Source organism: Halomonas binhaiensis (genome assembly GCF_008329985.2).
Classification (GTDB): domain Bacteria; phylum Pseudomonadota; class Gammaproteobacteria; order Pseudomonadales; family Halomonadaceae; genus Halomonas; species Halomonas binhaiensis.
Genome location: NZ_CP038437.2, coordinates 4419493 through 4434120, shown reverse-complemented (window position 1 = coordinate 4434120; position 14628 = coordinate 4419493). Strand labels below are relative to the sequence as shown.

Here is a 14628-nt window from a genome sequence, read left to right as displayed (position 1 = left end):
AGTAACATGCCCATGCCAAAGCACAACATCGGAACCCGTGAAGAGTGGCTGGCTGCGCGGCTCGATCTGCTCCAGGCAGAGAAGCAGCTCACTCGGCAAAGCGACGAGCTGGCGCTCAGGCGACAGCAGTTGCCCTGGGTTCGCATCGACAAGGCGTATCGGTTCGAAACGGATGAGGGACATGCTTCGTTGCCCGAGCTGTTTCAAGGTCGCTCGCAGCTTCTCGTCTATCACTTCATGTTTGGTCCCGATTACACGGCGGGCTGTCCTTCCTGCTCGATGATTGCCGATGGTTTCAATGGCTTCGTGGTCCACCTGGCCCACCACGATGTCACACTGCTGGCGGTATCGCGGGCACCACTGGCCAAGTTGCAGGCATACAAGGAGAGAATGGGTTGGAGCTTTCCCTGGGTGTCCTCATACGGCAGCGATTTCAATGCTGATTTCAACGTCTGGTTCAGCGAGGAGCAGCAACGCGAAGGCAAGGTTGAATATAACTACCGCCAGGAACCAGTTCAGGCCTGGCGCTCGGGCGAGGAAGGCGGTGGTGAAAGCGAGGAGGCTCGTTTTGCTGCCACCTGCGGAACCGATGTCGCCACGTTTCAACGTGACATGCCCGGCATGAGCGCGTTGGTGCTGGAAGACGGTATCGTCTATCACACATACTCCACCTATGCGCGTGGACTGGATAGCCTGTGGGGAACCTACCAGTGGCTTGATCGCGCCCCGAAAGGGCGTAATGAGTCAGGCGGTATCTGGTGGCGCCGCCATGATGAATACGCTGAACCTTGAGCGCTCACTTCGGCGTTTTCTTAGCTTGCTATATACTGGTCGGCCGTCACCAAGGTGTTGTCAATCGCCCGATCATTGAAGGAGTGTTGTATGCCTGCTCAATTTCCTCAGGCCCGCCTGCGCCGTTTACGCCGAAGTGAAGCACTGCGCGATATCGTGCGAGAAACAACCTTGCGCGCAGAGCATCTGGTATACCCGATCTTTGTGGAAGAAGGCAGCGATGAATTCACGCCAATTGCCGGCATGCCCGGACAATCCCGGGTGCCGGAAAGCAAGCTGGCCGATGAGGCGCGTCGCCTGAGCCAGTTGGGGCTCAAAAGCATCATGCCGTTTGGTATTTCGCATCACAAGGATGAGCATGGCAGCGATGCGATGGACGAGAATGGTCTCGTTTCACGCATGGTGCGCACCATCAAGGAAGCCGTGCCGGACATGGTAGTGATCCCGGATATCTGTTTCTGCGAGTACACCAGCCACGGACATTGCGGCATTCTCAAGGGCAATAGCGTCGATAACGACCTGACCATCCATAACCTGGGCATTCAGGCGGTGGCGGCAGCCAGGGCTGGAGCCGACATCATTGCGCCTTCTGCTGCTCAGGATGGCCAGGTCGCGGCGATTCGCCAGGCGCTGGATACTGCTGGCTTCGAAGAAATTCCCATCATGGCCTATTCCACCAAACTGGCCTCGGCTCTGTATGGGCCTTTCCGCGAAGCCGCGGGTACCGAACTCAAGGGCGATCGCAAGACCTATCAGATGGACCCGATGAATCGTCGGGAAGCCTTGCGCGAGTCGTTGATGGATGAGGCGGAAGGGGCCGACCTGCTGATGGTCAAGCCGGCGTTGGCCTATCTCGACATCATGGCAGATATCCGCCGTAACAGCCTGCTGCCGCTGGCGGCGTATCAGGTCAGTGGTGAATACGCGATGATCAAGTTCGCTGCCGAACAAGGTGTCATCGACGAATCGGCCGTGGTGCGCGAAACGCTTGGTTCAATGCGGCGTGCCGGTGCTGATCTGATCATGACCTACTTTGCCCCTCAGTTGCTCGAAGAAGGGCTGTAACTGAAGAAGGGCTGTGATCTGGCAGCCTGATGCTCATGAAGTGATGGCCTGGCTGTCGTGATCACGGCTGCGGCGCATGCTGACAGCAATGAGAATGGCGCACAGCAATGCCACGGCGGCGGTCACATGGAAGACCGGCGCCGTTCCCCAGGTGGCGGCCACGATACCGCCCATCATGGGGCCCGCCACCTGGCCGATGTACTGGAAGGAGGTCGACAGTCCCATGACACGCCCAAGATGGCCGGCATCGGTATAAGCATGCTTGAGTGCCGCCTTCAGGCAGGGCAATACACCGCCCAGGGCCAGGCCCATGGCGAAACGCAGCAGCGTCAGTGTGTAGACATCGGTGACGAAGGCCTGAGGAACGATCAAGAGAGCGCCAATGCCGAAGCCATACATGGCAACGCGCATGGCACCAAAGCGATCGGCGAATGAGCCCAGCATCAGCGACGACAGCAAGCAGCCCAGAGCGGTGGCGGCAAGCACAATGCCTGCTGCCGAAGTGGCCGCCAGCGGAGAGTGGTTCATGCCACTGACGATGCTGTAGATGATGGGCTCAATCGACAGGTTGGCGACCAGCAGCCCCATGGTGGCAATCAATAGTGCCCAGACCGTGTGATTGAACGGGCTGGCTGGAGCCGCTGTATTCCCCCGCGATACCTGGGCAACCTGTGTCTCCTTGATCAGCAGCGTTGTCGCCAGGACATTGAAAAAGATCAGGCCACCGGTAATGAACAGCGCCTCACGCATGCCTACATAGGCTGATAGAAAGCCGCCCAGTATCGGACCTGCGAGGCTTCCGGCCAGGATACAGGCAGAAAGCACGCCCTGGGCATGGCCGGCGCGGGACTCGGGAGCTTCCTTGGCCATGAGGATCGTGGCCCCGGAGGTATAGCCACCGGCCACTCCGGCAAGCAGGCGCAGGATGACCATTTGCCAGGCACTGGTAGCCAGCCCCATCAGCGTCATGCACAGCAACATGCCGATACTGGCACGTATCAGGTTGATCCTGCAGCCATAGCGATCGGAGAGTCGTCCCCAGAGGGGGGCAAACAGGGCGGCCGTGATGAAGGTCGAGGAATAGACCAGGCTGGACCAGAGAAAGGTTTCACCCTGGGAATAGTCGCCTAAAGTGCCGAGGTAGTGAGGGAGAAAGGGCAACATGATGGTCATGGCGACGATATTGATGAACGACCCTGAACCACAGACCCACAGGTTGACCTTCCATGCAGCAGACTGTGCTGGCATTGTCTTTTCGACTCATGATGTACGAAGAACGGATGGAATGAATGGATAAGCAAGTGGCTGACCATCCATGAAGTGAGCATAAGGAAAGGCGATAAATAAAAACAATTCATATTGTTTATGTTATTGATTCCTGTCTGTTATGAATGGTGGTGCTAGTTTCAGGAATTGCTGAGCCATATCGGGTTCATGGTCCTTTGAAGAACCAATACAAGGAAGCGAATGTATGCGTGAGGTGACGATAGGGCCATGGTGGCGTATATCCGCTGCAGTCGTGCTGCTACTCGCAGCCAGCCATGGGGTAGCCAATGATGCCGTCGCTGGGGAAGAGGGGAGCGATCAGGTCAAATCCCTGGTGGACGCGACGATTCTACCGATGATGCAGGCCCACGATATTCCAGGCATGGCCGTTGCTGTCACCTGGCAAGGGCAGCGGCGTGTCTTCAATTACGGACTGGCGGACCGCGAGCGAGAAGTCCCCGTGGACGATGAGACGCTGTTCGAAATCGGTTCGCTGAGCAAGACCTTCACTGCCACCTTGGGTGCCTACGCTCAGGCTGAAGGGAAACTGTCCCTGGAAGACCCTGCCAGCCGCCATTGGTCCGCCCTGACCGGAGGGAGCTTCGATGACATCAGCCTGCTCGAACTTGCGACCTACTCAGCCGGTGGCCTGCCCTTGCAGTTTCCCGAGCAAGTGACCGATCAGCAGCAGATGCTCGATTATTATCGTGATTGGATACCTGACTATGCACCGGGATCCCATCGCCTTTATTCCAATCCGAGTATTGGCTTGTTTGGCTACCTGGTGGCGAACCGTCTTGGCGAGCCGTTTCCCGATCTGATGGAGAAGCAGCTGTTTCCACCGCTAGGCCTGGCGCACAGCTATATCCAGGTGCCGGATGATCAGCAACCGCACTATGCCTGGGGCTATTCAAAGGAAGATCAGCCGATTCGAGTGAATCCAGGCATGCTGGATGTCGAAGCCTATGGTGTGAAGACCAGTGCCACAGACCTGATCCGATTCATCGAGGTGAACCTGCACCCGCAAGGCCTGGATGAACCGCTGCGCAAGGCCATTGAAACGACACATACCGGTTTCTACCAGGTGGGAGGCATGACCCAAGGGCTAGGCTGGGAGATGTATTCCTATCCGCTGAAACTTGAGCAACTGCAGGCCGGCAATTCAGCGGAGATGGCCCTTGAGCCACACGAGGTCGAACCTCTGGAGCCTCCGCAGGCGCCTACAGGAGAAGTGCTGTTGAACAAGACAGGCTCGACCAATGGTTTCGGTGCTTATGCGGCCTTTGTGCCATCCCGTGAGCTGGGCGTCGTGCTGTTGGCGAACCGCAATTACTCCATTGCAGAACGGGTCGCAGCTGCCCATGCCATTCTGGCTGGCCTCGAGCAGGAGGGAGATCAAGAGCGTTAGAGAATCAGCATATCTGAGGAAGGGCTGCCTGTGAGCCCTTCCTTGTTCCTGGCAGCAGCTGGCAGCCCTTCTGCTACTCCTGCTTGTCTTGCATCATGCTCTCGCGATGCTCTTGCATGACAGCGCTTTCACCGTCTTCCAGCAGTTCTGGATCATCTGGCAGTTGGCCCGAGGCCTCGTCCTGCGTCATGTTCTCGCGGAGCTCCTGCATGGCAGCACTTTCGCCATCTTCCACCAACTCGGGATCATCTGGCAGTTGACCAGTGACTTCCGATTCCTCCTCGATGGTGATGTCACTTTCTTCCACGACGCTACCGTCATCTTCAAGAAGCACAGAGTCTTCTTCTTCTATGATGGTTTCAGTGTGCACGCTTTCACTGGCATGCTCTTCAAGAGCTTTCCTCTCCTCTTGCATGGCCTCACTACTGTCGGCCATCGCCATGCTTGACAGCATCAGAGAACTGCCAAACAACGCGGCACAGAACATAGTAGTGGAGTGCAGAACCTTGGACATGTGGTATCTCCTTGATGATCTAGCATGTGTCCTTGATCTAATGATATGCCTGTCTCTATTTCGCGGAGAACGGGCAAGTATCATTCATAAAGCTAGCTCACTTCCGTGTGCTGTCTATCGTTCATGTGGGTTGATGCCGACAAGATTCATCGCGTTGCCGATATAAGCAAAGAATGGAGGTTCAAGTGGTATTGTGCACAGGATGGTGAGCCTTTTTCTCTGTGCAGAATTCACTAGCGTGGGGTGTCTTTTCCGACATGAAGTGAACACTCGCCGTACCACTTTCGCCAGGCAGTTGTCGCCGCTTTCTGACATAATCCCTATCTTGTGGGTTGCCAAGCATCTGATTTGTATCACAAGGTTGAGCGGATGAAGTTCCTGATCGATGGTCGCGGCCGCGCTGATGCCCCTGCCTGGCCTCTCTGTAAGGAAAGTATCTGTGCGAAACGTGCATGCATGGCATTCAACTATGATGCTGGCTTCCTGTGTGACATGTGTTGTCTCAGCAGTGTTTCCGCAGGGGCAATGGGACAGAGGTAGAGCATGGCAAGACGCGGCAAGGTGACCATCACCGACATCGCCAAGCATGTGGGGCTGACCAACATGACGGTGTCGCGTGCCCTGAACAAGCCTCATCTGGTCAAGCCGGAAACCCGCGAGAAGATTCTCGCCGCCGCCCAGGAACTGGGCTACGTGCCCAATGCCTTTGCCAGCCAGTTGCGCAGTCGAGAGAATCGCTTGATTGGCCTGGTCACGGCCAGTGTCGATAACCCTTTCTATAGCGAGGTGATCAAGGCGATCTCCCGTGAGGCAAAGCGGCGTCATTACACCATCATGCTCATCGACACGGATGGCTCTCCGGCGCTCGAAGAAGTGGCGATCGAGACCCTGCTCAGCTATCAGGTGGCCGGTATCATTCTGTCGCCGGTATCCGATGGTGCAGAATATCACCCGGCTTATCTCGATCGGCTGCGGCAGGCCAAACTGCCGGTGGTCATGCTTGATCGTATCCTGGCGATTCCCGACTTCAGTCGTGTGGTGCTGGCCAATCGCCATGCGGGCCGACTGCTTGGTGAGCTACTGGCCAGTCGGGGGATTCAACGAGTGCTGGCGCTGACGGGGCCACGCGATTCACGTATTTCGATAGAACGACTTGCCGGTTTCGAAGACGCCTATCGAGAGGCCAACGTGGCGTTGACGCTTGAGCAGCGGGCAGGGGATTACACCTTGCAGCCCGCCTATCGCGAGATGGCGGCGTATCTGCGCAAGGAAGCGCTGCCTGATGCGGTCTTTGGCTTCAACCAGTTGATTACCCTGGGCGCAATGCGAGCGCTTCACGATGCTCGCATCTCCCGGGATCGTGTAATGGTGGTGGGCGTCGACCGCTTGCCCTATGCCGACATCTTTGACGTATCGGTACCCTGCGCGGCCCATGACACATACCGGGCAGGGCGAGAGGCCGTGCACCTGCTCTTCGAGCAGATCGAGGATCCTCAAGCTGAGGTGCGTGAGGTGGTGGTGTCGGCCTCCTTGCTACTTTAAGCCGGTGTACTTGATGGCACGCTCATGAGTGCTGTGTGGTCAGGCGTCTGGCGATCAGGGCTTCGAGACGATCCTGGTCTTCGGCAAAGCCGCGGATGCCTTCGGCAAGCTTGTCATTGGCCATGGCATCCTGATTGTGGCCCCAGCGGAACTGGGACTCGGTGAGTGCCACTGGGCGTGGTCCTCCGCCATGGCCCATTGATCTGCCCGGTTTCACTTCTCCCTGACGCTTGGCCAATTGCTCCAGCAATGTCGGCGAAATGGTCAGTCGCGGACAACCGGCCAGCGCCAGTACCTGGTCGACGGTACGGAAGCTGGCGCCCATCACGATGGTTTCATATCCACCTTGGCGCGCGCGTTGACAGACACCGCGCACGAACTGCACACCAGGGTCTTCATCCGGGGCGAAGTCTCGCCCGGTGGCCTGCTTGTACCAGTCACTGACGCGACCGACGAAGGGGGAGACCAGGAAAACACCGGCATCGAAGCAGGCCTGGGCCTGGGCATCGCTGAACAGCAAGGTCAGGTTGCACTGAATGCCTTCTTTCTCAAGGACCTCCGCGGCACGAATGCCTTCCCAGGTGGAGGCCAGCTTGATCAAAATCCGGTCTCTGGTCACGCCGCGCCGCTCATAGAGTTCGACCAATTCGTGGGCCTTGCGAATGCTGGCCTGGGTGTCGAAGGAAAGCCGGGCGGCGACTTCGGTAGATACGCGGCCCGGTATTACCTTGGTGATCTCGCTGCCCATGGCCACGGCGAGGCGGTCAACGGCATGCGCTGGCTGTGGATGGCTGGATTCAGCCTGAAGTGTCGCCAGCTCCTCATTGATCAATGCCTGGTAGCTGGGGAGCTCGAAGGCCTTGAGAATCAGCGAGGGATTGGTCGTGGCATCCTGGGGGCGATAACGCTTGATGGCTTCCAGGTCACCGGTATCGGCAACGACTAGAGAATGTTGCCTGAGGGCATCGAGTTGATGTGGCACAGAAAACTCCGTCAGCTGAGAAAATCATGGGTTTAGAAAAGCGTCTTGGCTAGCAAGGCTGCCTATGTCGTCTGGCCTGAGTGGTACAGGCATTGATCCAACGTTTCCCTAGTGAGAGGTGAAGCCCCCGTCGATTGGCAGGCAAGCACCACTGATCATCGAGGCGGCTGGGCTGAGCAGGAAGGCCACCGGCAGTGAGACTTCCCGGGGTGTCGCGAAACGTCCCAGGGGAATGGCGTCCAGCATGGGCTCACGCTTGGCGGGATCCGACCAGGCGCGTTCCGCCATGGGGGTCAGGGTCACGGTCGGATTGACGCTGTTGACGCGAATACCCTTGGGCCCCAGTTCGAGGCACAGAACACGCGTCATGGCGTCCATGGCGGCCTTGGAGGCGCAGTAGCCGAGGTGGCCCGGCAGTGCGGCCATGGCGGCCTGGCTGGAAACATTGACGATGCTGCCCGGACGACCATGTTCGATCATGTTGCGTGCCGCTTCTCGGGTGACCACGGCACTGGCCGTCACGTTGGTCGCAAGAATCCGTTCGAGGTCCTCTGCCTTGACGTCCAGAACATCGTCGAGAATCGAGATACCGGCACAGTTGACCAGACCATCGAGAGGCGGCATCGCGCAAAAGGCTTCGGCGACTGCCGCTGAGTCAGTAATGTCGAGTGCCTGAATGCGGGCACCCAGAGACGTCTCGAGTTCGGCGAGCTTGTCGCGGTCGCGACCGAACAGCACCAGATCAGCGCCAAGCTCGGCAAGGGCGTGCGCAATATCAAGCCCGATGCCGCTGGTGGCGCCTGTGACAAGGATACGCAGGTTGTGGAGTTCGAAATTCATTCCGGGGGCTCACTCGCTTGGGGTGGTATGTGCGTTGAGGCGGTGCATGATCGGCTTGAGTGCGGGATACAACTGGCAATACAGGGCGAACAGTTCATCGTAGCGATGCGCGGCATCGTCAGATGGCAGCGCGCGTTGGACCAGCGTGCCATGCTGGCCCGTGGTGAAGGGCTGTGTTGTGGCAGTCTCCGCCTGGTCATGATCGGATGAGCCCTGTCCGGATGAAGAAAGCCTGGATGAATCAGGCCTGGATGAATCCGACTCGGAAGCCTCAAGCTCGAACAGGCCGCAGGCCTTTCCGGCCAGCAGCCCGGCGCCAAGGGCTGCTTCCACGTTTTCGCGATAGGTGTAGACCGGCATGCGGGTCACATCGGCAATGATCTGCATCCACAGGTCCGAGCGTGCTGCTCCGCCAACGACGATCAGGTAGGGATCAAGGGCCACTCCCTGACGGGTACCTGCTTCCATGTTGTGACGCAGGGCGAAGGAGACGCCTTCCAGAACGGCGCGATACAGATGATGACGGCGGTGATACAGGCTGAGACCGATGAAGCCGGCACTGGCCTGGGCATCCCATACAGGGCTGCGTTCGCCCATCAGGTAGGGCAGGAAAAGCAGGCCATCGGCCCCGGGAGGAAGCTCCCGAGCCAGCGGCTCGAGCTGTTCAAAGACCTTGTCACTCGCGCCGTCAGTGGTTTGGCCTTCTGCACAAAAGGTATCGACAAACCAGCTGACTGAGGCGCCGGCCGTCAGGGCCCCTCCGAAGGTGTACAGGTCGCGGTGGCCATTGAGCACATGCGGCATGCTGATCAAGCCCTGGCCGGCATCGACGTGCTGGTTGATCAGCCCCCAGCACATGCTGGTCCCGAGCATGGCCACGTGGTTGCCGGGACGGGTGGCACCAGCCGCCAGCGTGGCCATGGCCGCATCCACGCCCCCGGCGATCACGGGAATACCTGCAACTAGTCCCAACGATACGGCCAGCTGCGGCAGCAGGCCGCCGACCGAGTCGCCCGAATCCACCAGCCGGGTCGGCAGTTTATCCTGCTCAATGTTCAGGGCATCGAGCATCTCCTGGGACCAGGAGCGGGCCGCGAGGTCGTAGATACCCCCGATATTGCCGGCAGAGCTATGGTCGATGGCGACTTCTCCGCTCAGGCGATAGTTGATGTAGCTGTTGGGCGGCAACAAGAACTTCGTCTGCTCCCAGATGTCCGGGCGTTCAGCCTTGAGCCACATCATCTTGGTGAAGCCGTAATAACTGTCTACGCCATTGCCGGTGACAGCTTCCAGGCGGCTCAGGTCAATATGCTCCTTCACCCACTGGACCTGGGCTTCGGCTCGGCGATCCATCCAGATCAGGCAAGGGTGCAGTGGCCGGATCTCGGCATCGACCGGTATGCCTGAACCACCATAAAGGCTACTGACACAGATGCCCTTGACCTGATCGGTGTCCACCTCGGGGGCTGCCAGGCAGGCCCGCAGGCAGACGAGCACGGCCTCCCACCACACCTCTGGCCATTGTTCGGCCCAGAGCGGGCGAGGGGTGTCGACGTGGTAGCCATGGCTATGCTCGGTGAGGATGCGGCCATGCTGATCGATCACCAGTGCCTTGGTGCTCTGGGTGCCGATATCAATGCCAATGACGGTATCCATGGGACCTCCTGTTGTCTGATGCTCTGCCGGAGTGCCGTGGCGCGGCTCAGGGCGCGCGTTTACGGCTAATGTAGATGGCCAGCAGAATGATCAGCCCCTTGATGACATTCTGAAGGTAGGGCGATACCCCCATCAGATTGAGCCCGTTGTTGAGCACGCCGAGCAGCATGGCCCCGACCAGGGTGCCAAGGATCATGCCGCGGCCACCAGTGATGGCAGCGCCTCCCAGGACGACGGCAGCGATGGCGTCGAGTTCGAAGCCGACTCCCGCGTTGGGCTGACCGCTCATCAGGCGCGAGGTCAGGATCAGTCCGGCGATGGCGGCAGTGGTGCCGCTCAGAATGTAGACCAGCAGCTTGTAGCGTGACACTCGGATGCCGGATAACCGGGTGGCTTCTTCGTTGCCGCCGATGGCATACAGGTAGCGCCCTGTCGCGGTATGGCTGAGCAGCACATAGCCGCATGCATAGACTGCGATCATGATCAGGATCGGCATCTCGATGCCGGCCAGGCTGCCACGACCGAAGAAAGCGAATTCAGGCGGCAGGCCAGAGATGGGATAGCCACCGGTGTAGATCAGCCCCAGGCCGCGTGCAATGCCCATGGTGGCCAGGGTGACGATGATCGGAGGCATACCGGCGAAGGCCACGAAAATACCATTGAAGGCACCGAAGGCGGCGCCGATCAGCAGGCCAAGGACAATGGCCAATGCCGGTGGCATGCCGGCAATCATGAGGCCGGCCATGAGCGTTCCTGACAACGCCATGACCGGACCGACCGACAGGTCGATGCCACCAGTAAGAATGGCCAGGCTCATGCCTGCGGCGATGATCGCGATGATGGATGCCTGGCGTATCAGGTTGATCTGATTGCTCGCGGTCAGGAAGTTGTCATTGATCACCGCCATGGCGATGAAGACAACGATAAAGCCGACGAGTGGGTAGAAGATCGGAGTGCGGCGCCAGAGGGCCAGTCGCGTTTTGAAGGACTGACGGGCGGTGCCGGAGGCTGAGGCGAGCTGGTTCATGAGCTGAGTCCCCCCGTGGCATGATGCATGATGGATTGTGAGTTGAGCTCGTCGCCAGAAAGTTCAGCGGCGATGCGGCCGTGATAGAAGACGGCGGCACGGTCGCACAGGCCGAGCACTTCAGGTAATTCAGAGGAAATCATGATGATCGATACCCCCTGGGCGGTGAGTTCTTTCATCAGGGCATAGATTTCCGACTTTGCGCCGACGTCGATGCCGCGAGTCGGCTCATCGAAGATCAACACCTTGCATTGGTGGCCCAGCCAACGAGCGATGACCACCTTCTGCTGGTTGCCGCCGCTGAGGTCCTTGACTGGCGTTTCAGGACTGGGAGCCTTGACGCGTACCGATGCCATCAACTCCGCGGCAGTACGTGACTCCTGGCGGCGCTTGATCAGTGGCAGGGTGCCCTGGAACTGGGGCAGGTTGTTCAAGGAAATGTTGTCGCGGCACGAGAACGGCAGGACCAGGCCCTGGGTCTTGCGACTTTCGGGCAGCAGGCCAATCCCCTGTTTCAGCGCAGTGGCAGGGTGGCGGAGCTTTACCGGCTGGCCTTCCATGCTGACCTTGGCATGTGCAGGACGTGTCGCACCGATCAGGCCCATGGCTAGCTCGGTGCGGCCAGACCCCACCAGACCGGCGAAACCGAGAATCTCTCCTCGATGAAGCTTGAGCGAGCACTCCGGGCCCTTGGCATTCAGGCGCAGGGCCTCAATGTCCAGTACCACATCGTTATAGTCGGCATCGCAGCGGCGTTCAGGGAAGATGTTCTCGACGCGCCGACCGACCATCTTCTCTATCAGGTCATCGGGAGTGGTCGAGATGGTGTCGCAGTCGTCCACCTTTTCGCCATCACGCATGACGGTGACACGGTCACAGATAGTGAAGATCTCTTCCATGTGATGGGAGATGAACACCATGCCGACCTGTTGTTCGCGTAGTTCACGCATGATCGAGAACAGGTGGTCGGCCTCGCTTGGTGTCAGGGTTGCAGTCGGTTCGTCGAGGACCAGGATGCGGGCATCCAGCGACAGGGCCTTGGCAATTTCGATGAACTGCTGATCCGCGACGCTCAATTCCCCGACAGGGCAGTCCATGGGAATCGCGACCTTCAAGCGTTCGAACAGGTGGCGTGCCTCACGAATCATGCGGGGCCGGTCACGCAAGCCAAGGCGGTTGCGTCGTTCGCGCCCCAGAAAGATATTGTCCACGGCATCCAGATGAGGAATCAGGCTGAATTCCTGGAAGATGATGCCGACGCCCGCATTGAGAGCGTCCTGGTAGTTATGAAAATCACACGGTGTACCGTTGATGAAGATCTCGCCCTCGTCCTGGCGATGTATGCCGCAGAGGATCTTCATCAGGGTCGACTTGCCTGCTCCGTTTTCGCCGAGCAGGGCATGGACTTCGCCGGCGTGAACATCAAGCGACACATCCTGCAGGGCTTTCACCCCGGGAAACGACTTCGAGATGTTCCTCAAGGAAAGTAATGGCGTCATGGCGGGTGCCCGTTGTCAGCAGTCTCATGTGCCGCTATTGGCGGCACACGTTGTCAGCGTCTGGAAGGGAGACCAATGGACAAGGCGTTACCAGCTGAAGTCGGCAGCCTTGTCGCGGTCGATCAGGCTCACGTCGATGGGGATTTCCGAAGGCGCGGTGCTGGCACCCCAGTATTTGGACAGGCCCAGGCCGAGACCCAGGCGCACCATGTCGCGAGGATATTGCGCTGAGGTGGCAATGAACGCCGAGTCCGGACGTTTGATAGCCTCAATGGCCTCGGGGTGACCATCGACACTGACCAGCTTGATGTCCTGGCCACTGGCTTCGATAGCGATCAATGCTCCCAGTGAGCCAATGTCGTTGACGCTGAACAGACCATTGAGATCCGGGTGGGCCTGGAGCATGTTTTCGGTGACCGTCATGGCATGAGTACGCTCCTGGCGGCCATTCTGCTTGTCGACGACCTCGATGCCATCGTATTCCTCAAGCGCAGCCGTACAGCCCTCGATACGCTGCAGGATCGGCACCACTGGAATACCATCGAGCAGGGCCACCTTGCCTTCGCCATCGAGCTGTTGGGCCAGGTAATCGCAGGCCTTGTAGCCGGCATCGTAGTTCTTGGAGCCGACAAAGCCATCCACTGGGCCATTGGCCTGGGCATCGATGGCGATAGTGGTGACACCAGCTTCCTTGGCTGCCAGGACCGCTGTCTCGACGCCGACAGAGTCAGCGGGGTTGAGCAGCAGGATGTCGATACCCCGCTGGACCATGTCCTCGACATCGCTGACCTGCTTGGCGACATCATGACGGGCATCGGTGGTGATCACTTCTGCGCCGAGGCTTTCGGCAGCACTTTCGAGCGCTTCCTGCATGGTGACGAAGTACTCGTTATTGAGCTCCTGAAATGACATGCCGATCTTCAGGGGTTCTTGTGCGGCAACGCTGGTACCAGCGACCAGTGCCGCCGAGCTGGCGGCAATCAGGGCTGTGTTGCGAAATGCGGCAGGGAATACGCGGATTTTCATGGCTCGCTCCAGGGTTTGTTGTTGTCGCGCTGCGAGGTGAGACGCTACGGCAATCAAAAATGTTAACGTCAACATTTTGCGGGCTAGGTAGCGCTCGGGATTAAATCAACGGACCTTTGACCAATGTCTAATGCTGACTGGCACTGTCCAAGCACTTCACATATTCAAGCAATTCACATATCAAAATTGCTGGGCAGGACCACCATGTCTCGAATGGTCACATGGCGGGGGCGCGTCAGCATGAACATGATGGCGTCGGACACATCGGTCGGTTCAATGATGCTGCCGGACTCCTTGGCCTTGCGCAGGTTTTCCTCTGGCCAGTCGGCCAGCAAGGCGCTGTTGACAGGGCCAGGGGAGACCGCCGCCATACGGATACCGTGCTTGTTGACCTGGCGACGCGTGGTCTGGACAAAATTGTTGATGGCCCATTTCGACGAGGCATATACCGGTTCCCAGGAAACCGGGAAATGTCCTGCCACCGAGCTCGTGACCATGATGTCTCCTGTGCCACGCTCAATCATGTAGGGCAGGACATTGAGCACGTTCTTCATCACCACATTGACGTTCAGGTTCAGCATCCGATCGATGGTATCTGGGTCCGTGTCGGTCAGGTCTCCGCCGATGTAGCTACCGGCATTGGCATGCAGGATGTCGAGCTGGCCTGCCTTCTCCAGAACCTGTGCAAGCAGTGTGGCGCAATCCTTCGGGTCAAGCAGGTCGATGACCAGGGGGATAGCGGCTTCGCCAAGTTCCTTGCAGATGGCATCCAAGGCCCCTTTATCACGATCGATCAGGACCACACGGGCGCCCTCCGCGATCATTGCCCTGGTGGTGGCCAGCCCGATGCCTGATGCCGCTCCGGTAATGGCAGCTACCTTGCCCGTCAATGCGTTTGTCATCACATCTCTCCTCTCGTCGTCATGGAACGTCATTGCTAAAATGTTAACGTCAACATTCATCCAGCCTAGCTACCCCGTCGAGAAGAAATCAACGGGGTTAAGACCAATG

General features: G+C 58.6%; 13 protein-coding genes. 4 read left to right on the top strand and 9 right to left on the bottom strand.

What is annotated here, in order from left to right; translation table 11 throughout:
* Positions 1–12: 12 nt before the first annotated feature.
* On the top strand, positions 13–792 hold the full coding sequence (locus tag E4T21_RS19325) for a DUF899 domain-containing protein (RefSeq protein ID WP_149286583.1): 780 nt from the start codon (positions 13–15) through the stop codon (positions 790–792).
* 90 nt (positions 793–882) lie between these two features.
* The gene (gene hemB, locus E4T21_RS19320) at positions 883–1857 is read left to right on the top strand and encodes a porphobilinogen synthase (RefSeq protein WP_149286582.1); all 975 of its coding nucleotides are present in this window, start codon (positions 883–885) and stop codon (positions 1855–1857) included.
* Positions 1858–1890: 33 nt separating this feature from the next.
* Here the strand turns inward: hemB and E4T21_RS19315 are convergent, their stop codons facing one another.
* Complete coding sequence (locus E4T21_RS19315; RefSeq protein ID WP_149286581.1) at positions 1891–3105, bottom strand: MFS transporter; 1215 nt, start codon at positions 3103–3105, stop codon at positions 1891–1893.
* A 223-nt stretch (positions 3106–3328) separates the two neighbouring features.
* On the opposite strand from E4T21_RS19315, the gene ampC reads away from it, so the two are divergent.
* Positions 3329–4531 carry a class C beta-lactamase gene (ampC, locus tag E4T21_RS19310; protein ID WP_149286580.1) on the top strand — a complete coding sequence of 401 codons (1203 nt, stop codon included), beginning with the start codon at positions 3329–3331 and terminating at the stop codon, positions 4529–4531.
* A 73-nt stretch (positions 4532–4604) separates the two neighbouring features.
* Here the strand turns inward: ampC and E4T21_RS19305 are convergent, their stop codons facing one another.
* The gene (locus E4T21_RS19305; RefSeq protein ID WP_149286579.1) at positions 4605–5045 is read right to left on the bottom strand and encodes a hypothetical protein; all 441 of its coding nucleotides are present in this window, start codon (positions 5043–5045) and stop codon (positions 4605–4607) included.
* Between the two features lie 543 nt (positions 5046–5588).
* On the opposite strand from E4T21_RS19305, the gene E4T21_RS19300 reads away from it, so the two are divergent.
* Positions 5589–6587, top strand: coding sequence for a LacI family DNA-binding transcriptional regulator (locus E4T21_RS19300; protein WP_149286578.1), 999 nt, complete (start codon positions 5589–5591; stop codon positions 6585–6587).
* A gap of 22 nt (positions 6588–6609) precedes the next feature.
* Here the strand turns inward: E4T21_RS19300 and tal are convergent, their stop codons facing one another.
* The 7 genes from tal to E4T21_RS19265 form a co-directional block, all read right to left on the bottom strand.
* Positions 6610–7569: a transaldolase gene (tal, locus tag E4T21_RS19295; protein ID WP_149286577.1), complete on the bottom strand. Its 960-nt coding sequence runs from the start codon at positions 7567–7569 to the stop codon at positions 6610–6612.
* Between the two features lie 108 nt (positions 7570–7677).
* Positions 7678–8409: an SDR family oxidoreductase gene (locus E4T21_RS19290; protein WP_149286576.1), complete on the bottom strand. Its 732-nt coding sequence runs from the start codon at positions 8407–8409 to the stop codon at positions 7678–7680.
* A gap of 9 nt (positions 8410–8418) precedes the next feature.
* On the bottom strand, positions 8419–10065 hold the full coding sequence (locus E4T21_RS19285) for an FGGY-family carbohydrate kinase (RefSeq protein ID WP_240349222.1): 1647 nt from the start codon (positions 10063–10065) through the stop codon (positions 8419–8421).
* A 46-nt stretch (positions 10066–10111) separates the two neighbouring features.
* A complete protein-coding gene (locus tag E4T21_RS19280; protein ID WP_149286575.1) occupies positions 10112–11092 on the bottom strand; it encodes an ABC transporter permease in 981 nt (326 codons plus the stop codon).
* Positions 11089–12591, bottom strand: a complete 1503-nt coding sequence (locus tag E4T21_RS19275; protein ID WP_149286574.1) for a sugar ABC transporter ATP-binding protein — start codon at positions 12589–12591, stop codon at positions 11089–11091. The genes E4T21_RS19280 and E4T21_RS19275 overlap by 4 nt, the downstream gene beginning before the upstream one ends.
* An 87-nt stretch (positions 12592–12678) precedes the next feature.
* The gene (locus tag E4T21_RS19270; RefSeq protein ID WP_149286573.1) at positions 12679–13617 is read right to left on the bottom strand and encodes an ABC transporter substrate-binding protein; all 939 of its coding nucleotides are present in this window, start codon (positions 13615–13617) and stop codon (positions 12679–12681) included.
* A gap of 173 nt (positions 13618–13790) precedes the next feature.
* Positions 13791–14519 carry an SDR family oxidoreductase gene (locus E4T21_RS19265; RefSeq protein ID WP_149286572.1) on the bottom strand — a complete coding sequence of 243 codons (729 nt, stop codon included), beginning with the start codon at positions 14517–14519 and terminating at the stop codon, positions 13791–13793.
* Positions 14520–14628 lie beyond the last annotated feature (109 nt).

What these genes read in the sequence shown, in the direction of transcription:
- E4T21_RS19325 (WP_149286583.1), top strand. Translation starts at nt 13, where the DNA reads ATGCCAAAGCACAACATCGGAACCCGTGAAGAGTGGCTGGCTGCGCGG.
- hemB (WP_149286582.1), top strand. Translation starts at nt 883, where the DNA reads ATGCCTGCTCAATTTCCTCAGGCCCGCCTGCGCCGTTTACGCCGAAGT.
- E4T21_RS19315 (WP_149286581.1), bottom strand. Translation starts at nt 3,105, where the DNA reads ATGCCAGCACAGTCTGCTGCATGGAAGGTCAACCTGTGGGTCTGTGGT.
- ampC (WP_149286580.1), top strand. Translation starts at nt 3,329, where the DNA reads ATGCGTGAGGTGACGATAGGGCCATGGTGGCGTATATCCGCTGCAGTC.
- E4T21_RS19305 (WP_149286579.1), bottom strand. Translation starts at nt 5,045, where the DNA reads ATGTCCAAGGTTCTGCACTCCACTACTATGTTCTGTGCCGCGTTGTTT.
- E4T21_RS19300 (WP_149286578.1), top strand. Translation starts at nt 5,589, where the DNA reads ATGGCAAGACGCGGCAAGGTGACCATCACCGACATCGCCAAGCATGTG.
- E4T21_RS19290 (WP_149286576.1), bottom strand. Translation starts at nt 8,409, where the DNA reads ATGAATTTCGAACTCCACAACCTGCGTATCCTTGTCACAGGCGCCACC.
- E4T21_RS19285 (WP_240349222.1), bottom strand. Translation starts at nt 10,065, where the DNA reads ATGGATACCGTCATTGGCATTGATATCGGCACCCAGAGCACCAAGGCA.
- E4T21_RS19280 (WP_149286575.1), bottom strand. Translation starts at nt 11,092, where the DNA reads ATGAACCAGCTCGCCTCAGCCTCCGGCACCGCCCGTCAGTCCTTCAAA.
- E4T21_RS19275 (WP_149286574.1), bottom strand. Translation starts at nt 12,591, where the DNA reads ATGACGCCATTACTTTCCTTGAGGAACATCTCGAAGTCGTTTCCCGGG.
- E4T21_RS19270 (WP_149286573.1), bottom strand. Translation starts at nt 13,617, where the DNA reads ATGAAAATCCGCGTATTCCCTGCCGCATTTCGCAACACAGCCCTGATT.
- E4T21_RS19265 (WP_149286572.1), bottom strand. Translation starts at nt 14,519, where the DNA reads ATGACAAACGCATTGACGGGCAAGGTAGCTGCCATTACCGGAGCGGCA.